The sequence below is a fragment of the Kribbella sp. NBC_00709 genome, from assembly GCF_036226565.1.
In the GTDB taxonomy this organism is placed as follows: domain Bacteria; phylum Actinomycetota; class Actinomycetes; order Propionibacteriales; family Kribbellaceae; genus Kribbella.
Window position 1 is genome coordinate 3,106,938 of sequence record NZ_CP108996.1, and the last position, 16,529, is coordinate 3,123,466.

The 16,529-nt window shown below is 67.6% G+C and carries 19 protein-coding genes; 5 read left to right on the forward strand and 14 right to left on the reverse strand.

Annotation, left to right across the window (positions count from 1 at the left end; translation table 11 throughout):
* The first annotated feature begins 72 nt into the window (after positions 1-72).
* Positions 73-540, forward strand: a complete 468-nt coding sequence (locus OHA18_RS15285) for a nitroreductase family deazaflavin-dependent oxidoreductase (RefSeq protein WP_329004742.1) — start codon at positions 73-75, stop codon at positions 538-540.
* Here OHA18_RS15285 and OHA18_RS15290 read toward each other — a convergent pair.
* The 5 genes from OHA18_RS15290 to OHA18_RS43310 are packed head-to-tail and all read right to left on the reverse strand — an operon-like array spanning position 537 to position 5,775.
* Positions 537-2,324, reverse strand: coding sequence for an ABC transporter ATP-binding protein (locus tag OHA18_RS15290; RefSeq protein WP_329004743.1), 1,788 nt, complete (start codon positions 2,322-2,324; stop codon positions 537-539). The two genes, OHA18_RS15285 and OHA18_RS15290, sit on opposite strands and share 4 nt — an antisense overlap.
* Positions 2,311-4,107: an ABC transporter ATP-binding protein gene (locus tag OHA18_RS15295; protein ID WP_329004744.1), complete on the reverse strand. Its 1,797-nt coding sequence runs from the start codon at positions 4,105-4,107 to the stop codon at positions 2,311-2,313. Before OHA18_RS15295 ends, OHA18_RS15290 begins: the two co-directional genes overlap by 14 nt.
* A 59-nt stretch (positions 4,108-4,166) precedes the next feature.
* Entirely contained in the window at positions 4,167-5,171 is a 1,005-nt protein-coding gene (locus OHA18_RS15300; protein WP_329004745.1) for a zinc-dependent alcohol dehydrogenase family protein, read from the reverse strand.
* Positions 5,172-5,230: 59 nt separating this feature from the next.
* Entirely contained in the window at positions 5,231-5,470 is a 240-nt protein-coding gene (locus tag OHA18_RS43305) for a PDDEXK nuclease domain-containing protein (RefSeq protein WP_442914415.1), read from the reverse strand.
* On the reverse strand, positions 5,368-5,775 hold the full coding sequence (locus OHA18_RS43310) for a DUF1016 N-terminal domain-containing protein (RefSeq protein WP_442914391.1): 408 nt from the start codon (positions 5,773-5,775) through the stop codon (positions 5,368-5,370). The genes OHA18_RS43305 and OHA18_RS43310 overlap by 103 nt, the downstream gene beginning before the upstream one ends.
* Here OHA18_RS43310 and OHA18_RS15305 point away from each other — a divergent pair.
* Entirely contained in the window at positions 5,768-6,835 is a 1,068-nt protein-coding gene (locus tag OHA18_RS15305) for an adenosine deaminase (RefSeq protein WP_329004746.1), read from the forward strand. The two genes, OHA18_RS43310 and OHA18_RS15305, sit on opposite strands and share 8 nt — an antisense overlap.
* Before the next feature lie 14 nt (positions 6,836-6,849).
* On the opposite strand, the gene OHA18_RS15310 is transcribed toward OHA18_RS15305, so the two are convergent.
* The 6 genes from OHA18_RS15310 to OHA18_RS15335 form a co-directional block, all read right to left on the reverse strand.
* A complete protein-coding gene (locus OHA18_RS15310) occupies positions 6,850-7,617 on the reverse strand; it encodes an ABC transporter permease (protein ID WP_329004747.1) in 768 nt (255 codons plus the stop codon).
* On the reverse strand, positions 7,617-8,597 hold the full coding sequence (locus OHA18_RS15315) for an ATP-binding cassette domain-containing protein (RefSeq protein WP_329004748.1): 981 nt from the start codon (positions 8,595-8,597) through the stop codon (positions 7,617-7,619). The genes OHA18_RS15310 and OHA18_RS15315 overlap by 1 nt, the downstream gene beginning before the upstream one ends.
* A gap of 146 nt (positions 8,598-8,743) precedes the next feature.
* The gene (locus OHA18_RS15320) at positions 8,744-9,439 is read right to left on the reverse strand and encodes a PadR family transcriptional regulator (RefSeq protein WP_329004749.1); all 696 of its coding nucleotides are present in this window, start codon (positions 9,437-9,439) and stop codon (positions 8,744-8,746) included.
* Between the two features lie 57 nt (positions 9,440-9,496).
* Positions 9,497-10,546, reverse strand: a complete 1,050-nt coding sequence (locus OHA18_RS15325; protein ID WP_329004750.1) for an acyltransferase family protein — start codon at positions 10,544-10,546, stop codon at positions 9,497-9,499.
* A 78-nt stretch (positions 10,547-10,624) separates the two neighbouring features.
* On the reverse strand, positions 10,625-11,041 hold the full coding sequence (locus OHA18_RS15330) for a GNAT family N-acetyltransferase (RefSeq protein ID WP_329004751.1): 417 nt from the start codon (positions 11,039-11,041) through the stop codon (positions 10,625-10,627).
* Positions 11,041-11,994, reverse strand: a complete 954-nt coding sequence (locus OHA18_RS15335; protein ID WP_329004752.1) for a GlxA family transcriptional regulator — start codon at positions 11,992-11,994, stop codon at positions 11,041-11,043. The genes OHA18_RS15330 and OHA18_RS15335 overlap by 1 nt, the downstream gene beginning before the upstream one ends.
* A gap of 82 nt (positions 11,995-12,076) precedes the next feature.
* On the opposite strand from OHA18_RS15335, the gene OHA18_RS15340 reads away from it, so the two are divergent.
* A complete protein-coding gene (locus OHA18_RS15340) occupies positions 12,077-12,340 on the forward strand; it encodes a hypothetical protein (RefSeq protein ID WP_329004753.1) in 264 nt (87 codons plus the stop codon).
* Here OHA18_RS15340 and OHA18_RS15345 read toward each other — a convergent pair.
* Positions 12,328-13,506 (reverse strand): DUF418 domain-containing protein, encoded by a 1,179-nt coding sequence (locus OHA18_RS15345; protein WP_329004754.1) that lies wholly within the window; start codon positions 13,504-13,506, stop codon positions 12,328-12,330. The genes OHA18_RS15340 and OHA18_RS15345 overlap by 13 nt on opposite strands.
* A gap of 84 nt (positions 13,507-13,590) precedes the next feature.
* On the opposite strand from OHA18_RS15345, the gene OHA18_RS15350 reads away from it, so the two are divergent.
* Positions 13,591-14,415 carry a class I SAM-dependent methyltransferase gene (locus OHA18_RS15350; RefSeq protein ID WP_329004755.1) on the forward strand — a complete coding sequence of 275 codons (825 nt, stop codon included), beginning with the start codon at positions 13,591-13,593 and terminating at the stop codon, positions 14,413-14,415.
* Here the strand turns inward: OHA18_RS15350 and OHA18_RS15355 are convergent.
* Positions 14,409-14,549 carry a hypothetical protein gene (locus OHA18_RS15355; RefSeq protein ID WP_170989816.1) on the reverse strand — a complete coding sequence of 47 codons (141 nt, stop codon included), beginning with the start codon at positions 14,547-14,549 and terminating at the stop codon, positions 14,409-14,411. The genes OHA18_RS15350 and OHA18_RS15355 overlap by 7 nt on opposite strands.
* Positions 14,550-14,651: 102 nt before the next feature.
* On the opposite strand from OHA18_RS15355, the gene OHA18_RS15360 reads away from it, so the two are divergent.
* Entirely contained in the window at positions 14,652-15,509 is an 858-nt protein-coding gene (locus tag OHA18_RS15360; protein ID WP_329004756.1) for a DNA-formamidopyrimidine glycosylase family protein, read from the forward strand.
* Positions 15,510-15,674: 165 nt separating this feature from the next.
* On the opposite strand, the gene OHA18_RS15365 is transcribed toward OHA18_RS15360, so the two are convergent.
* Complete coding sequence (locus tag OHA18_RS15365; protein ID WP_329004757.1) at positions 15,675-16,511, reverse strand: hypothetical protein; 837 nt, start codon at positions 16,509-16,511, stop codon at positions 15,675-15,677.
* Positions 16,512-16,529 lie beyond the last annotated feature (18 nt).

The window sequence follows — 16,529 nt, forward strand, 5'->3', positions numbered from 1 at the left end:
GTGAGCAGCGATCTGATGTTCACTGATCACAACAGAGAGCACCGCTCTCGCAAAGCAGAAAGAGTCGCCGCCATGACCGAGTACAAGCAGACCTACGACAGCAAGCGCGTCATCACCGCCTCCGAGGGCAGCATGCGGGTCTTCAACAAGATCGTGGCCCGCCTGACGAAGCTGGGGCTGAGCCTGATGGGCAGCCGGGTCCTCTCGGTCCAGGGCCGCAAGTCCGGCGAGTGGCGCAGTACGCCGGTCAACCTGCTGATCATCGACGGCCAGCGCTACCTGGTCGCGCCGCGCGGCCACACCCAGTGGGTCAAGAACCTGCGGGCCAGCGGCACCGGCCGGCTGCAGCTCGGCGGCAAGATCAAGACGTTCCGCGCCGAGGAGCTCGCCGACGCCGACAAGATCCCCGCCCTGCGGCTGTACCTGAAGAAGTGGGCCTGGGAGGTCGGCACGTTCTTCGGCGGCGACGTCTCGAAGAACTCCCCCGACGAGGTCCTGCACCACATCGCTCCGGGCGTCCCCGTCTTCAAGATCAACTAGTGGTACGACGCGGCCTGGATCCGGTACAGCTCGGCGTACTGCCCGTCGCGGGCGATCAGCTCGTCGTGCGTGCCGGTCTCGACCACCCGGGCGCCGTCCAGGACCACGATCTGATCGGACATCCGCACCGTCGAGAACCGGTGTGAGACCAGGATCGTGATCCGGCCGTCCGTACCCTCCTTGGCCGCCGCCGCGTACCGCTCGAAGAGCGCGTGCTCGGTCTCGGCGTCCAGCGCGGCAGTCGGCTCGTCGAGGACGAGCAGCAGTGGCCGGTCCCGCATGAAGCCACGCGCCAGCGCGAGCTTCTGCCACTGCCCGAAGCTGATCTCCGCGCCGTCCGGCCAGGTGGAACCGAGCTGGGTGTCCAACCCGGACTCGAGCCGCTCCAGCACATCCTCCGCACCGGCCCGCCCAACAGCCGCAGTGACAGCCGGTACGTCGTCCAGCCGCGGAAGATCACCGAGTCCGACGCTGTGCGCCGCGCGGAACTCGAACCGGAAGAAGTCCTGGAACGCACCCGCGACCTTCAGCCGCCACGCCTCGGCCGGTATCCGGTCCAGCGGCTGATCGTCCAGCAACACCTGTCCATCGGTCGGCTCGTACAGCTTGCAGATCAGCTTCACCAGCGTGGACTTGCCCGCGCCGTTCTCACCGACGACCGCGATCACCTTGCCGGCGGGCAGTCGCAGGTTGACATCGTCCAACGCCGGCCGGTCGGCTCCGGCGTACGTGAACGAGACGTGCTCCAGCCGAATGCCGTCCGTGAGCCGATCGGGCGCCGGGAGATCGGTGGTGCGGTCGAAGGAGGCTGCGTAGTTCTCCAGCCAGACCAGCCGCCGCGAGCCGTCCAGCCAGATCCCGCGCAGGAAGCCGATCTCGCCGACCGTCGCTCCGATGTACGACGACAACCGCGCACCCGCGGCGAGAATCAGCAGCACGTCGCCGACCGACCCATGCAGCCCGGTCGCGACGAACAACACCGCACCGACGTACGCCGCTCCGAAGATGGCCCAGGCGACGGCGTGCCATCCGGCGCTGACCCACCGGGCGGCAGCGATCGGCCCGTACCACTGCTCCCACTCGCGGCGACGGTCCTCCACGAGGTTGCGCCCGATGCCGATGACGCGGACCTCCTTGCCCGGCGCGGGTGTCGTCGCGGTCTTGAACAAGTGCTCGGCCAGGCGACTGTGAGCGGCGAACCGCTCCTCGATCTGCCGCTCGACGCCGGGCCGCCAGCTGGAGCTGACGACTGTCGGCAGCGCAAACACGAGCAGGAGCGCGAGGCTCGGGTGGATCGACATCAGCAGGGCGACGGTCACTCCGAGTCGGAGGATCCAGCCACAGGTCGAGAACAGTGACATGTACATGTGGTCGAGCACGAAGACCTGTTTGCGCAGTACCGACAGGCGATCCAGGTAGTCGCGGCGCTCGTGGTGTTCCACCGTGGCCACGGATGCCTGCAACCGCGCGACGTGGGCCTCGAGCATGATCGTCACGCGGTCCCGGAAGTGCCGCGAGATCCGCGTCGACAGCGTCCGCAGGAACCAGGTCGCCGTCACGGACAGCGCCAATCCGCCGGCCGCGAGCAGCACGGCGCGACGGTCGTCCTGCAGTACGCCGTCGGCAAGGACCTTCAGCCACAACGCGAGCAAGGCGTCGGGGATCGCGGCGAGCAGCGTCATCAGGAAGGCGGCGAGCAACAGCCGCGGCTCGTGCTGATAGCCCAGCTTGCAGAGCCGCCACATCGCGGGGATGGCCCTGGGGAGATCGTCAGAGCGTGTCATAGCTCAGCCCTTCCTCGTCGACCTCGGCCGTGAATCGCTGCGCCTGCAGGTCGAACATCGTCCGGTACCGCCCGCCGAGGCTCATCAGCTCGTCGTGGCTGCCGAGCTCGACGACCCGGCCGTGCTCCAGGACGCAGATCCGGTCGGCATGCCGGACCGTCGAGAACCGGTGCGAGACGAGGATCGTGGTGACGTCGCGGGTCGCCGTCAGGATCCGGTCGAAGATCGCCGCCTCACCGCGAACGTCCAGCTGGGCCGTCGGTTCGTCGAGCAACACCAGACCAGCACCCAGCCGTACTGCGCACAGCGCCCGCGCCAATGCGACGCGCTGCCATTGACCACCGGACAGATCGGTGCCGTCGCCGTACCCCGTGGCCAGCCGGGTGTCGAGGTCGGCCAGGTCCTCCGCGCCGGCGTCCTTGAGGGCAGCCCGGATGTCGGCCTCGGGAGCACCGCCCGGGGCGACGTTGTCCCGCAGGGGCAGTTCGAGCTTGAGGAAGTCCTGGAAGACCGCGGCGACACGGGCCCGCCAGGCGTCGACGTCGAGGTCCCTCAGATCCGTGCCGTCGACGCGAATTGTGCCGGTGACCGGGTCGTACAGCCGGCAGAGAAGCTTGGCCAGCGTGGTCTTGCCCGCGCCGTTCTGACCGACCACGGCCAGCGACGACCCGGCCGGGATCGTCAGGTCGAGGCCGTCGAAGACCGGCTGGGCAGCATGTGGATAACGGAAACTCAGTCCTCGGATGTCGAGCTCGACCGCACCTCCCGGGACTCTCAGGGTCCCAGGAGACAGCGCACCGGCCGGTGCCATCGCGGGCTCCAGCCGCTGTACGGCGGCGACGGGCGCGGCTGCTCCATCCAGCGCCCAGTTCAGCCCGCCGAACGCGATCATGCCGACGCCGATCGCGACCTGGGCGAACACCACCAGCCGGTCGAGCTCCAGCCGGCCGTTGATCGCCGCCGCGCCGAGGGACCAGAACACGACACCGTTGGTGATGCCAACGATCAGGAGGCTCCAGATCATTGGTCGCTCCCGCAAACGGGTCGCGGCGTACTGCAACTCGAACAGCCGGCGGCGCCGCTCGGTGAAGCGCTGAACGGTCCAGTCGGCGAGGCCGAACAGCCGCAGCTCCTTCGCCGGATCCGGATCGACCGCCAACTCGTAGGCATAGTTGGCATGGCGCTGCGCGGATCGGACCTCGGCGGTGTTCCGGTCCTTCCAGACGCCGCTCTCCCGGAGCAGCCAGTGCGTCGCCGTCCACGCGACGACGAGCAGCAATGGCGCCCACCAGGTGAATCCGAACAGCACCACAGCGGACGCGAGGCCGCCGACCAGCTCGACCAGACTGCCCGCGACGAAGTCGACGTTCAGATACATCGGCGGTCCGGTCTGACCGCGGTCGAACTCCCGGGCCACGGTCAGGTCCTCACTGAGACTCGGATCCTCGAGGTGCCCGATCCCCGGCGGCCCGACGCAGGCTTCCGCGAGTCTGTCGTTCAGGTACGCCGATACGCGGCTGCCGAGGTTGGCGCTGACGGCCTGATGCACCGGCGTCAGCACCTGCAGCAGGATGAACGTCGTACCCATCAAGGTGAGTGGCGCGGCCAGCGGAGTGCCGTGCTGAACCGCGCCGACCAGCCAGCCCATCGCGATCGCGAACGCCGCGGGCAATGCGCCGCGGGCCAGCAGGATCAACCACCAGGCGGCGGCCAGCTTCGAATCCGTCCGCGGCAGCACGGCGAAGAACTGCCACTCGGGGCGACGACGCAGCCGATTCACCATCTGCTCACCATGGCACGCCCCACCGACGAAAATCTTGAACGTTTGCCGGACGGGAAGGATCAGGCCGCGTGCGAGATCACGATCTTGCCGAACCCGCCGCCGTCGACGTAGTAGCGGAAGGCGGCAGGAGTCTCGTCGAACGGGAAGACCCGGTCGATCACCGGATGCAGGTCGGCTGCGGCGATGGCCTCGTTCATCGCCCGGAAGTGCGCCCGGTGTCCCAAGGCGATCGGACGCAGCGTGACCGAGGACGTGAACAGCAGGCGGGCGTCGATCGGGTCAGCGCCACCGAGCGAGCCGACGAACGCGACCTCGCCGCCGGTCGCCGTGGCCCGCAACGACTCGTTCAGGTTCCCGGCCACATCCACGACGTGGTCGACCCCGCGGCCGTCGGTCAGCTCACGCACCTGCTTCGCCCAGTCCGGCGTGAGGGTGTGGTTGATGACCTCGTCGGCACCGAGCTCGGTCAGTCGCGCCGCCTTCTCGTCGCTGCCGGCGGTCGCGATCACCCGAGCACCGAGCAGCTTCGCGAACTGCAGCGCAAACAGGGACACTCCGCCCGACCCGAGAGTCAGGACGTGCTCGCCAGGCACCAGACCTTGCCCACCGACCAGAGCGTTCCACGCAGTCACAGCCACACACGGCAGGGTCGCTGCCTCTTCGTACGTGAGCTGACCCGGGATCGGTACGACGCCGTCCTGGTCGAGTACGGCGTACTCCGTCAGCAGACCGTTGAGCGAACCGCCGAGCTGATCGGCGTGCTCCAGGTCGAAGCGCCCGTCGAACCACCTCTGGAACACAACCCCCATCACCCGGTCGCCGACCTGGACTCGATCCACGTCCGTACCCACCGCGACGACCTCACCCGCCCCATCGGACGCGGCAATGATGTCGTCGGCCACCGGCAACGGATAGCGGCCACGCAGGATGTTCAACTCACGCGAGCTGAGCGAGTTGGCCCGAATCCGCACCAGCACCTCGCTCGGCCCAGGCACCGGCACCGGATGCTCCCGCAACCGCAGACTCTCCAGCCCGCCGCCGTACTGAATGTGATAACTCCTCATCGTCTCCACCCACCCACAGTGCGTCCCCCACCCACCCACCCTCAATTCCCGCCCGGGAATCAGGTCCCGTCCTCGGCAGATGTCAGCTCAGCCTCCAACTCGGCGACAGTAGGCAGCGCGGACTGGAATTCCTCGGGGAGCGAACTGTTGCTCGCGTCCGTCCACTCCGCGACTCCGATCGGCGCCTTGAATCCCTTCAGTGCGTACTCCGCGACGACTCGTTTCTTGTTCTGGCAGAGCAGGAGGCCGATCGTCGGTTTGTCGCCGTCCTTCGCTCGACGGCGGCCGCGGCGTACCAGAGCCGCGCCTCGGCATCGTCGAGTTTCTCGAGCAAGGCCACATGATGACGCCAGGGCAATTGTGCAACGGTGCGTTGCACAAATGCAGAGTCCGGCCAAGCGGCCGCGAAGGCACGCATGTACTTGAGGTTGCGGGGTGAGTATCCGGTCGCGCCCGGGAAGCGGGACTTGAGGTCGGTGGAGTCAGCAACCCTTGCCGGGGCGACACCCCGAGAACCCAGGACCTTTGCGGGGCATCGCGGGGCATCTCGGGGCAATGTGGGGCAGATTCGGCGGAGGCGCTGCGAAGATGGCTTGATGATCACGCCTGAGCAGTTGAATGCGGCGCCCAAGGTGCTTCTGCATGACCACCTCGACGGGGGGCTTCGGCCTCAGACGGTGTTGGAGTTGGCGGGGGAGATCGGGCATGCGTTGCCTCGGGGGGATGCGGCGGCGTTGGGTGAGTGGTTTGTGGAGTCGGCGGACTCGGGGTCGTTGGAGCGGTATTTGGAGACGTTTGATCACACGGTCGCGGTGATGCAGACGGCTGAGGCGATCAAGCGGGTGGCGAGTGAGTGTGTGCAGGATCTGGCGGCGGACGGCGTGGTGTACGCCGAGGTGCGCTACGCGCCTGAGCAGCACCTGACGCTCGGGCTCACGCTCGAGCAGGTCGTGGATGCGGTGCGGGAAGGGTTCGAGCACGGGATGGCGGTTGCCGAGCGGCCGATCGTGGCGCGGCAGTTGCTGACCGCGATGCGGCACAAGGCGCGGTCGATGGAGATCGCCGAGCTGGCGGTCGCGTACCGTGACGCCGGCGTGGTCGGGTTCGACATCGCCGGCGCCGAGGCCGGTTACCCTCCGACCCGCCACCTGGACGCGTTCGAGTACCTGCAGCGGGAGAACGCGCACTTCACCATCCACGCCGGCGAGGCGTTCGGCCTGCCGTCGATCTGGCAGGCGATCCAGTGGTGCGGCGCCGACCGGCTCGGTCACGGCGTACGCATCATCGACGACATCACCCACGACGGCGACAAGATCGAGCTCGGGCGGCTGGCGGCGTACGTCCGGGACGCGCGGATCCCGCTGGAGATGTGCCCGAGCTCCAACTTGCAGACCGGCGCGGCCGCGTCGATCTCCGAGCACCCGATCGGCCTGCTCGCGAAGCTCCGCTTCCGGGTGACGGTCAACACCGACAACCGCTTGATGAGCGGTACGTCGATGAGCCGCGAGCTCGCCCTGCTCGCGGAGGCGTTCGACTACGGGTTGGCGGACTTCCGGTGGTTCGCGATCAACGCGATGAAGTCCGCCTTCGTCCCCTTCGACGAACGCCTCGCGATCATCGACACCGTCATCAAGCCCTGGTACTCCGAAGCCCTCGCTCGCTGAGCTTCGGAGAAGCATCAAACGGAGCGTTGGTATGTCCTGAAGGCTCGTGTGGACAGCCAGCCGACGATCAGCGTGAATGCCAGCAGATAAGCGCCGTGCCGCCATACCGACGACCAGTCCGGGGAAGCCGCCAGTGACTGGCGGGCGGCGATGGTGGCCCAGTCGACCGGGTTGTAGCGGGCTGCGACGTTGACCCAGTGTGGCGCCACCGCCGGGTCGATCATGATCGACGACATGAACGTCAGCGGCAGCGAGACGAACTGCGAGATGCCGATCAGCGCCTCCTGCTGGCGAGTGAGCAGGGCGACCGCGTTCGAGAGCGACCCGAAGGCGGTCCCGACCAGCATCGACGCGACGATCGTGACCACGTAACCGCCGGCGCCACCGTCGTACCGCGCTCCGGCGGCGAAGCCGATCGCGAACACCAGGATCGTCTGGATCAACGTCGTCGACGCATTGCTGAGCAGCTGTCCCGCCATCAGTCCGCCGCGCTTCACCGGTGACGCCAGCAGACGATCCATCACGCCGCGTTCCATGTCCTGGATGAACGCCGTACCGCTCCAGCCGCTCGTCATCAACGCGGTCATCATCACGATCCCGGGCGTCAGGAACGCGATATACGACGAGTCGCCGAAGCCCGGGATCCGCACCACACCCTGGAACAGCTGCCCGAACAACAGCAGCCAGATCGCCGGCTGGATCAACGTGAACGCGATCAACGCCGGCTGCCGGTACGACGCCCGCGTCCACCGGCCGAAGACAAGAGCCGTATGTGTCGACATCACGCCGCCTCCTCAGCAACGCGGAACGAGCGACCCGTGTGCTGCAGGTACACGTCGTCCAATGAAGGACGCGACACCGTAACCGCGACGACCGGAATCGCCTTGTCCTCAAGGGCTCCCAGTACGGCGGGCACCGCGGTCGCACCGCGATCCACCCGGGCCCGCAGAGTGTTGCCCTCGACAACGATCTCGTCGACACCCGGCAACTGCTTCAACAACGTACGGACGGAGCCGTCGGTATCAGGATCGACCAGCTCGACCTGTACCGAGTCGCCGCGCAGCGCCGACTTCAGTGCTTCCGGGGTGCCCTCGGCAACGATCTTGCCGTGGTCGACGATCGCGAGCTGACCGGCCAGCCGGTCGGCTTCCTCCAGGTAATGCGTGGTGAGCAGCACGGTCAGACCTTCCTGACCGGACAGTCGGAGCACTTCGTTCCACAGATCGGCGCGTGCCTCCGGGTCGAGACCGGTGGTCGGCTCGTCGAGGAACAGCACGCGAGGCTGGTGGACCAGACCGAGCGCCACATCCAGCTTCCGCTGCATCCCGCCGGAGTACGTGCGCACCGCACGACCGCCGTGCTCAGCCAGACCGAACCGCTCCAGCAACTCGGTGGCCCGGCGAACTGCCTCCTGCCGGGACAGGCCGAAGATCCGGCCGCTCAGCACCAGGTTCTCGATTCCGGTCGCCATCGGGTCCGAGCTGGACTTCTGCGGTACGTATCCGATCGCGTGCCGGACCTGGTCCTGCTCGCGCACCACGTCGTACCCGGCGACGCGCGCCGTACCGGAGTCGGCCCGGGACAGCGTGGTGAGGATCTTGACGGTGGTGGACTTGCCGGCGCCGTTCGGCCCGAGCAGGCCGAGGACGACGCCCTCCGGGACGCTGACGGTGAGTCCGTCGAGCGCGCGCAGAGGTGGTTTCTTCCGGCCGGCCGGGTACGTCTTGACCAGGTCGACCGCTTCGAGGGCATGCGTAGCCATCAGGTGACTCCCTTGTGCGCTGGGAGCCGGTCCGGCCTGGCTATCCTGATGGATGCGCCTTGGGTGCCAGGTCTTCGGACCGACTCGAGGAACAGCGGCCCTTGACCCTGGTGTTGCCGCACCGTTGGGTCGAGGGCCGCATCTTGTTAGGTGGCTTCCGGCGGAATCGCCTTCATCCAGGCGAACTCCTGACCGAAGTACTTGACCGGATCCTTCAACTGCTCGGCCGGGGCGATGCCGTCCTCCAGGAAGACCTTCCAGGCCTTGCGCCAGAACTCCGCGCCGCCGAGCTTGTCCGTGCGGATCTCCTCGGCGAGCTGGTGAACGTACGCCGACTCCGCCCGGAGCAGCGCCAGCCGGAACTCCGACTCGACCCAGAAGATCCGCGGGAACTCCATCGCGGTCATCTGCTCGTGCAGCGCGGTCATCTCCTCGATCTCCGCGTCGACCGCCGCCAGCCGCTGCTCGAGCAGCTCGACGACCCGATCCGGCGGCAGACCGGGCAGATACGCGAGACCGGCCTCCAACGGGTGGAACTCGCGCGACGGCGTACCGACCAGCTCGGTGAGCCAGTCGCTGAACTCGCCCTGGCCGGCTTCGGTGATCTGGTACACGGTCCGCTCCGGCCGATTGCCCTCCCGGACCGTCTCCAGAGCCTCGATGAAGCCGTGCTTCTCCAGCGCCGAAACGACCGAATAGAGCGAGCCGTAGTTGACCTTGATGCTCTGGTCCTTGCCGCGGGCCCTGAGCATCGTGGAGATCTCGTAGGGGTGCATCGGCCGCTCGCCGAGACTCCCGAGCACGGCGAACGCCAGCGGATTCCCCACCTTGCGCCTGGCCATCGCATCCCCTCGATCTCGATTACTCGAAATCGAGTATTAGATGCCGGGTATCCGATGTCAAGTATTCAGCCAGGCGAACGCCCGGGCCCCGAGCCCGCGGACCCGGAGCGTCGCCAGCGCCCGGTACGCCGGCTCCTCGACGTACTTCGTCAGTAGCCAGGCCAGCGTGATCACGCCGATCACCGCGCCGGCGATCTGGGTGAGCCGGCCCGCCCCGAGTTCCATCAGGCGGTACGCGATCAGATAGCCGACCACCTGGTTGAGCAGGTACAGGCCGAACGAGATGCGGGCCAGGAACTGGATCGGCCTCCGCATCCGGGCGAACGCAGTCCAGTCCGGGCCGCGCGCCGCGAGGGCGACGAACACCAGGAGCAGCCCGATGCCCAGTGATGACGGAAGGTCCGACGTGTGCGCGTGCTGTGCGAAGACGGTCGCCGCGAGCAGGGCGCCGAGGTGCAGTACGCCGATCCGTCGCTGCGACCAGAGCCAGATCGCGATGCCGATCGCGAACAGTTGCAGGCGATGCAGGCCGAGACCGTTCCACGTCTGCTGGACCCAGAGCGGGCTGTGGCCGATCCGGTCGTCCCACTGCAGCACCACCGGGGCGACGATCATGATCCAGAGCAGTGTGGTGATCCGAGGTCCGAGGCCGCGCGGCCACAGGAGAGCGGCTGCGCCGAACGCCATCAGTTGGAGCGGCAGCGTCCAGTACGAGCCGTCGATGAGCTGGATGCTCGAGTCGAACGAGGCCGCCAGCGTCAGATTGCCCCACAGGTCACGCCGCGTCGGCAGGATCCAGTTGCTCGGCCCGAACAGCACCACCACCGTGTACGTGAACAGCACAGCGATCAGGTACGGCGGGAGCACCCGGCAGACCCGGCGCCACAACCAGCGCGACGTCGACCCTCTCCGGATCGTCACGCAGACGAAGTACGCGCTGATCACCAGCAGGATGCTCGCGCCGACCTGGAACGGGTACGGGCCGAGCGGTGCGCCGAGCTCAGGGTGCAGGAACGGGCCCTGGTATGTGACGTGGGTGAAGATCACGGCGAGCACGGCCACGACGCGAACCACGTCCCAGCTCAGCCTGCGTTTCGAAGCACTCACTGCCTCCGACCCTAGCCAGATCGTGAGGTGCGGACGCAAATCGAACGGGCCGCACGTGTGCGCCGTCACGTTCTCCGGTCAGAGTGGCTTGACCCAGCGGGACCACTCCGCCTGCGGCGCGTAGCCGGCGGTCGACCAGACCCGATGGGCCTGCTCGTTGTCGTCGAGCACCATCGCGTCGGCCCGCGTCCCGCCGTACGACGCGAAGCGCGCCTCGGCCCGGGCGACCAGTTCGCGGCCGATGCCCTGGCGGCGGTGCGTGGGAGCGACCGCGAGGCGGTACAGATGGCAACGCCATCCGTCCCACCCGACGATGATCGAGCCGACGACAACATCGTTGTCCACGGCAAGGATCAACGCTTCCGGATCACGGTCGATCAGCCGGCGTACGGCGTCGGGCGAGTCCGGCGGGCGATGGGAGTCTTCAGCGGCACCGGCCCAGAATGCCAGTACAGCAAGGGCATCCGAGGGTAGGGCGTTGCGGTAGGTGACCATCAGCCTGCGGTCTGGAACGTACGGCGGTAATCCTGTGGCGGCACGCCCACCACTCTACGGAAGTGATGCCGCAGCAAGGCCGCCGTTCCAAATCCTGATTCGGACGCGATCTGCTCGATGCCCATCCGGGTCTGCTCGAGGAGGGTGCGGGCGCGCAGGACGCGTTGGGTGGTGACCCACTTCAGCGGTGTGGTCCCGGTCTCGGCGACGAAGCGGCGAGCGAAGGTGCGCTCGGACATCTGCGCGCGCCGGGCCAGCGCGGGCACGGTGTGGTCGATGCTGATGTTGTCGACCATCCAGTCGAGCACCGGCTGCAGGCTCTCCCCGGACGACTCCGGTACGGGCACCTCGACGTACTGCCGCTGGCCGCCGTCGCGTTGCGGCGGGACCACCATCCGGCGGGCGATCCGGGTCGCGACCGCGCTGCCGAGCTCGCGCCGGACCAGGTGCAGGCAGGCGTCGATGCCGGCCGCCGTACCGGCGCTGGTGATGATGTTGCCGTCGTCGACGAACAGCACGTCCGCGTCGAGCTTCGCGGTCGGGAACTGCTCGGTGAACTTCTTCGCGTAGCGCCAGTGCGTGGTGCACGCGCGGCCGTCGAGCAACCCGGCAGTGCCGAGCACGAACGCGCCCGAGCACACCGTGAGCAGGATCGCGCCCCGCGCCTCCGCCTTGCGGAGTGCGTCCAGCACGCGGTCGTCGTACTCGTGCCGCCAGGTGGTGGCCGGGATGCCGATCAGGTCCGCGTCCTCGAGCTCCTCGAGCCCGTACGGCGCGATCACCTGGGAGTAGGTGCTCGTCTCCATCGGTTGACCCGGGGTCGTCGAGCACACCTTGAAGTCGAACGGCGGCACGCCGTCGTCGGTGCGGTCGATCCCGAAGACTTCGGCCAGTACGCCGAACTCGAACAGGGCGACGTCCTCCATCAGCACAACCGCGACCTTCTGCAACATGCCGACAGTATGGCAGGAATTTGTCGGAGTATGTCAATAGTGCCACTGGTGGCAGGATCTGGAAGGTAGCATGATTACTGCCATGACCGGATATGTAGTTTTCACAGTTCTCGTGCTCGCCGTGATCGCGGCTCTGGAGATCAGCAACAGGCGCCACTCGACCGGTCCGGCGGCCGGCCCGAGGGGCACCTGGGTCGCCGATGACCGCGACGTGGCCCGGACCAAGCTCGACCTGCTCGCGCTCGGCGCAGCGGCCAAGCCCTTTGCCCACAAGCCCGCTTCAACCACCGGCAGCGTGCACACCATCCGCGCCGCCCGGCTGCACCACGGCCGTCACGCGGCCTGATCGAGGCTTCGCCAGCTGGGGGCGGTCGCATTCGTGACCGCCCGCAGTGCTCCTTCGACGGGGCCGTAGCGGAAAGTGTTGAGCCACATGTGGCTCAGGATCACCTGCAGGACGAAGATCCCGACCGCGAAGCCCACCGTCTCCAGTGGTGACACCTGACCCACCAGGCCGAACCCGACGCCGGTGAAGAGCAACAGCATCGCCACTGATTGCCCGAGGTAGTTCGACAGAGCCATGCGACCGGCCGGCGCCAGCAGACGGCGGATGTCGTCGCCGCGGTCGGTGTGCATGAACCGCAGCAGCGACGCGACGTACGCAGCCGTCAGGAACGGTGCGGTGAGCACGCTGATCAGTACGCCGCTGGTGTCGCCGTTGCCGCCGAGCGACGCGTAGTACACGCCACCGGTGATGCCGACGGAGAAGCCGACCAGCTGGATCAGCCGTAGTACCGCCTCGGTGCCGTTGAGGCTCTTCAGCATCCGGCGTCGTCCGACCACCATGCCGACCAGGAACGCGGCCAGCGTGGTCGGGCCTTGCACAGTCAGCAGCGACAGGCCGTACGTCGGCAGGGCGCGGACGTGCTCGCCGATGACGTCGTTGAATGAGCCGGCCAGATTCGCTGTGGTCTGCTGCGCGGCGGCGACCGCAGTACTCGGGTCGAGAATCGCAGCGGTGTCCAGGAACACTGCAGCGACCGCCAGCGTGACGAAGAGGTACGCGTAGATCGCACCGGCGACCAGGAGCGCCGTACGGTCCTTGATGCGGCGCATGCCCAGCAGGACCAGGCCGATGATCGCGTACACGCTGAGGATGTCGCCGGTGATCAGGAAGACGCCGTGCAGTACGCCGATCACGAACAGGCCGCCCAGGCGCCGCAGCATCCGCGGCCTGAACGCTGCGCCTGCCCGCTGCGCCGCCTCCATCTGCAGCTGGAAGCTGTACCCGAAGAGGAACGAGAACAGCAGGTAGAACTTCATGTCCACGAAGGCCATCGAGACCCAGTGCACCGACTGGTCGAGCCAGGAGTTGTACGCCGGGTCCTCGGCGATGTGGATCGGGTACCCGGAGGCGGCGAAGGTGATGTTCACGACCAAGATGCCCAGGAGGGCGAAACCACGCAGCGCGTCGATGTCCTGAATGCGCGTTCGATCCAGTACCTGGCTCATGCCCTCCAGCACATCAGTCCAGCACCCCGGGCACAGTCGCGCTGAATCCTCTTCGAGGGTGGAGTTACCTCTACCCTCGAACCCGTGACTGACTATCGCGATGTGAACCGGGCCAACTGGGACGAGCGGGTACCGGCGCACGTGGCGTCACCCAGCTACCACGTGGAGCAGTTCCTCTCGGACCCGTCGTACCTGAGCGAAGTGGTCCGGTTCGACCGGCTGCGACTCGGTGAGATCAGCGGGCTGCGCGGCGTGCATCTGCAGTGCCACATCGGCACCGACACGGTGTCACTGGCTCGGCTGGGTGCGCGGATGAGCGGGCTGGACTTCTCCGGGCCGGCGATCGAGCAGGCCCAGTCGCTCGCGGAGCGGCTCGGGTTGCCGATGGACTTCCACGTGGCCGACGCGTACGACGCGGTGGAGGTGCTCGGCGCGGCGTCGTACGACTTCGTGTACACCGGGATCGGGGCGCTGTGCTGGCTGCCCGACATCCAGCGCTGGGCGCAGGTGGTCGCCGGGTTGCTGAAGCCCGGCGGACGGCTGTTCGTCCGGGAAGGCCACCCGATGCTGTGGACGCTGGAGGCAGGCCCGCAGGTCCCCGAGGTGCGCTACTCGTACTTCGAGACCGCCGAGCCGCTCGTGTTCGACGAGGGCGGGACGTACGTCGAGACCGACGTCGAGTTCGCCACCACCGTGACGCATGAGTGGAACCACGGCCTCGGGGAGACCATCACCGCTCTACAGCAGGCCGGACTGGTGTTCGATTCGCTCACCGAGCACGACAGTGCGCCCTGGAACGCCCTCCCCGGCCTGATGACCGAGGACAGCGACGGTGAGTGGCGCCTGACGGACAACCCGCACCATCTGGCCGCCACTTACACCCTCCAGGCGCACAAACCTGCTCACTGAGCCCGTCGCTGCTGCACCTTCTGGAATGCCTGCTTGATCTTCTGCTGGTTCTCCGGCTTGCTCAGCTCACGCTGCGCAACCTGCACCAGCTTGGCGACCACAGCGCCCTTCACCAACGTCTTCACAAACCCCATCAGGGCCTCCCTACTCTGTTGCCCCCGACGCTACCGTCCGCCACAACCCCCTTCCATGGGTGATCCACCGGAACTGTCCCTGGCGTCAGGCACACTAGGGGGGTGCCTGAGTTGCCGGAGGTGGAGTCGCTTGCCACGTTCCTGCGGGAGCGTGCGGTGGGGCATGCGTTCGCGCGGGCCGATATCACCGCGATCAGTGCGCTGAAGACGTACGACCCGCCGGTGTCCGCGATGGTCGGGTTGCTGATCGACGATGTGCAGCGGCACGGGAAGTTCCTGGACATTTCCGCGCAGGGCGTGCACCTGGTGATTCACCTGGCCCGCGCGGGCTGGCTGCGGTGGAAAGAGGAGCAGAACACCGGGCTGGTCCGGCCGGGGAAGGGGCCGATCGCGCTTCGGACCGTGCTGGACGACGGCTCCGGGTTCGACCTGACGGAGGCCGGGACCCAGAAGAAGCTCGCGGTGTACGTCGTGCGCGACGTGAATGAGGTCCCCGGGATCGCCCGGCTCGGGCCGGATCCGTTCACCCTGTCGCTGGAGGACTTCAGCGAGATCCTCAAGAAACAAGGCCGGGTTCAGCTCAAGGGCGTCCTGCGGAGCCAGTCGGTGATCGCCGGCATCGGCAACGCGTACTCCGACGAGATCCTGCACGTCGCGAAGATGAGCCCGTTCAAACCCGCGTCGAACCTGTCCGAGGACGAGCTCAAGACCCTGTACGACGCGATGCGCGAGACCCTCCAGGATGCGGTCGACCGCTCCGCCGGCCTCGCCGTCCAGGATCTGAAGTCGGAGAAGAAGTCCGGCCTGCGCGTGCACGGCCGCAAGGGCGAGAAGTGCCCGATCTGCGGCGACATCGTCCGCGAGGTCAGCTTCGCCGACTCCTCCCTGCAGTACTGCGCCACCTGCCAGACGGGTGGCAAGCCGCTGGCCGACCGAAGGCTGTCGAAGCTGCTGAAGTAGGTTCCCGCCCACATCCTTGCCTTGGGCATGCTTTCTTCCTGATCGCGCTCGCGCTGGAGAAGGTGCGCGGCACGATGACCGTGCTGGGTCACCAGAACCTCGGCAAACGCCTGCCTGCCAAAGCAATCAAAGAAGAGGTTGAAGTCCACTAGGTCGTGCAAGCGGCTACAGAGCAACGACGTACGGTGAGGAAGCTGAGCGTCGGCCTGCCTCCAACCGGACCCGCAACTCGTGTTGACCAGGTGGACCGGCGACTCGGGTGGCCCACCCGACGGACCGTCCCGGTTCCAGCCCGTCGAAGGCCCAGGCCTGCTCGGTCGCGGACCATCCGGGTGGCAGCGGTAGCTCGACCTCACCGCGCGCCGGGGTCCGGCCGAAGTTCGTCACCACCACGGTGACCTCGTCGCGGCCCGGGTGGATCGAGGCCAGCACAGTGCCGACCGACGCGACGAGCACCCGCCGTACGCCGACGGGGATCGCCAGCGGCACGACCCGAAGCGCTGGCATTGGGAACGGGCCGATCGTGGTCCGCGTGAGTTGCTGGCCGGTCACGCCGTACCGCCGGCCGGCCAGCCGGATGTGGTGCTGGCTGTCCGGCTCGACCATGCCGACGAACCGTACGGCGATATCACTGGCGCGGCGCGCGACGAGATAGGCCGTCGCGCCGGGCGGGGTGAGGTCCCAGACGCCGTCCGCGTTGGCGGTGACCGTGTCCGGCGGGACGATCCGCAGCTTGCCCTTCAGCGCGACGCGGACGACAGGTGACTCGCCCGAGTCGGGCAGCCGCACGACCAGATCGTCACCGTCGTGGCGCCAGGTCAGTGCACGGCCGGTGTGGTCCTCGACGACGTGCAGCGGAGTCGTGGCGAGCCCGGGCAGGCGTACTTCGTGGTCGGGTGGACGGCGGGCGATCCGGAGCAGCAGGAGCTCGCGACTCCGCAGGATCGCCTCACCCCAGGGTTGCGGTTCGAACTCCCCGGGGATCCCCTGAATCAGTGCCACCGCGGCCTCCTTCGAGCC

Coding starts and splice junctions, on each gene's coding strand:
- OHA18_RS15340 (WP_329004753.1), top strand. CDS start 12,077: ATGACCGGATATGTAGTTTTCACAGTTCTCGTGCTCGCCGTGATCGCG.
- OHA18_RS15290 (WP_329004743.1), bottom strand. CDS start 2,324: ATGACACGCTCTGACGATCTCCCCAGGGCCATCCCCGCGATGTGGCGG.
- OHA18_RS15285 (WP_329004742.1), top strand. CDS start 73: ATGACCGAGTACAAGCAGACCTACGACAGCAAGCGCGTCATCACCGCC.
- OHA18_RS15335 (WP_329004752.1), bottom strand. CDS start 11,994: ATGTTGCAGAAGGTCGCGGTTGTGCTGATGGAGGACGTCGCCCTGTTC.
- OHA18_RS15310 (WP_329004747.1), bottom strand. CDS start 7,617: ATGTCGACACATACGGCTCTTGTCTTCGGCCGGTGGACGCGGGCGTCG.
- OHA18_RS15295 (WP_329004744.1), bottom strand. CDS start 4,107: ATGGTGAATCGGCTGCGTCGTCGCCCCGAGTGGCAGTTCTTCGCCGTG.
- OHA18_RS15330 (WP_329004751.1), bottom strand. CDS start 11,041: ATGGTCACCTACCGCAACGCCCTACCCTCGGATGCCCTTGCTGTACTG.
- OHA18_RS15355 (WP_170989816.1), bottom strand. CDS start 14,549: ATGGGGTTTGTGAAGACGTTGGTGAAGGGCGCTGTGGTCGCCAAGCTG.
- OHA18_RS15315 (WP_329004748.1), bottom strand. CDS start 8,597: ATGGCTACGCATGCCCTCGAAGCGGTCGACCTGGTCAAGACGTACCCG.
- OHA18_RS15345 (WP_329004754.1), bottom strand. CDS start 13,506: ATGAGCCAGGTACTGGATCGAACGCGCATTCAGGACATCGACGCGCTG.
- OHA18_RS15320 (WP_329004749.1), bottom strand. CDS start 9,439: ATGGCCAGGCGCAAGGTGGGGAATCCGCTGGCGTTCGCCGTGCTCGGG.
- OHA18_RS15300 (WP_329004745.1), bottom strand. CDS start 5,171: ATGAGGAGTTATCACATTCAGTACGGCGGCGGGCTGGAGAGTCTGCGG.
- OHA18_RS15305 (WP_329004746.1), top strand. CDS start 5,768: ATGATCACGCCTGAGCAGTTGAATGCGGCGCCCAAGGTGCTTCTGCAT.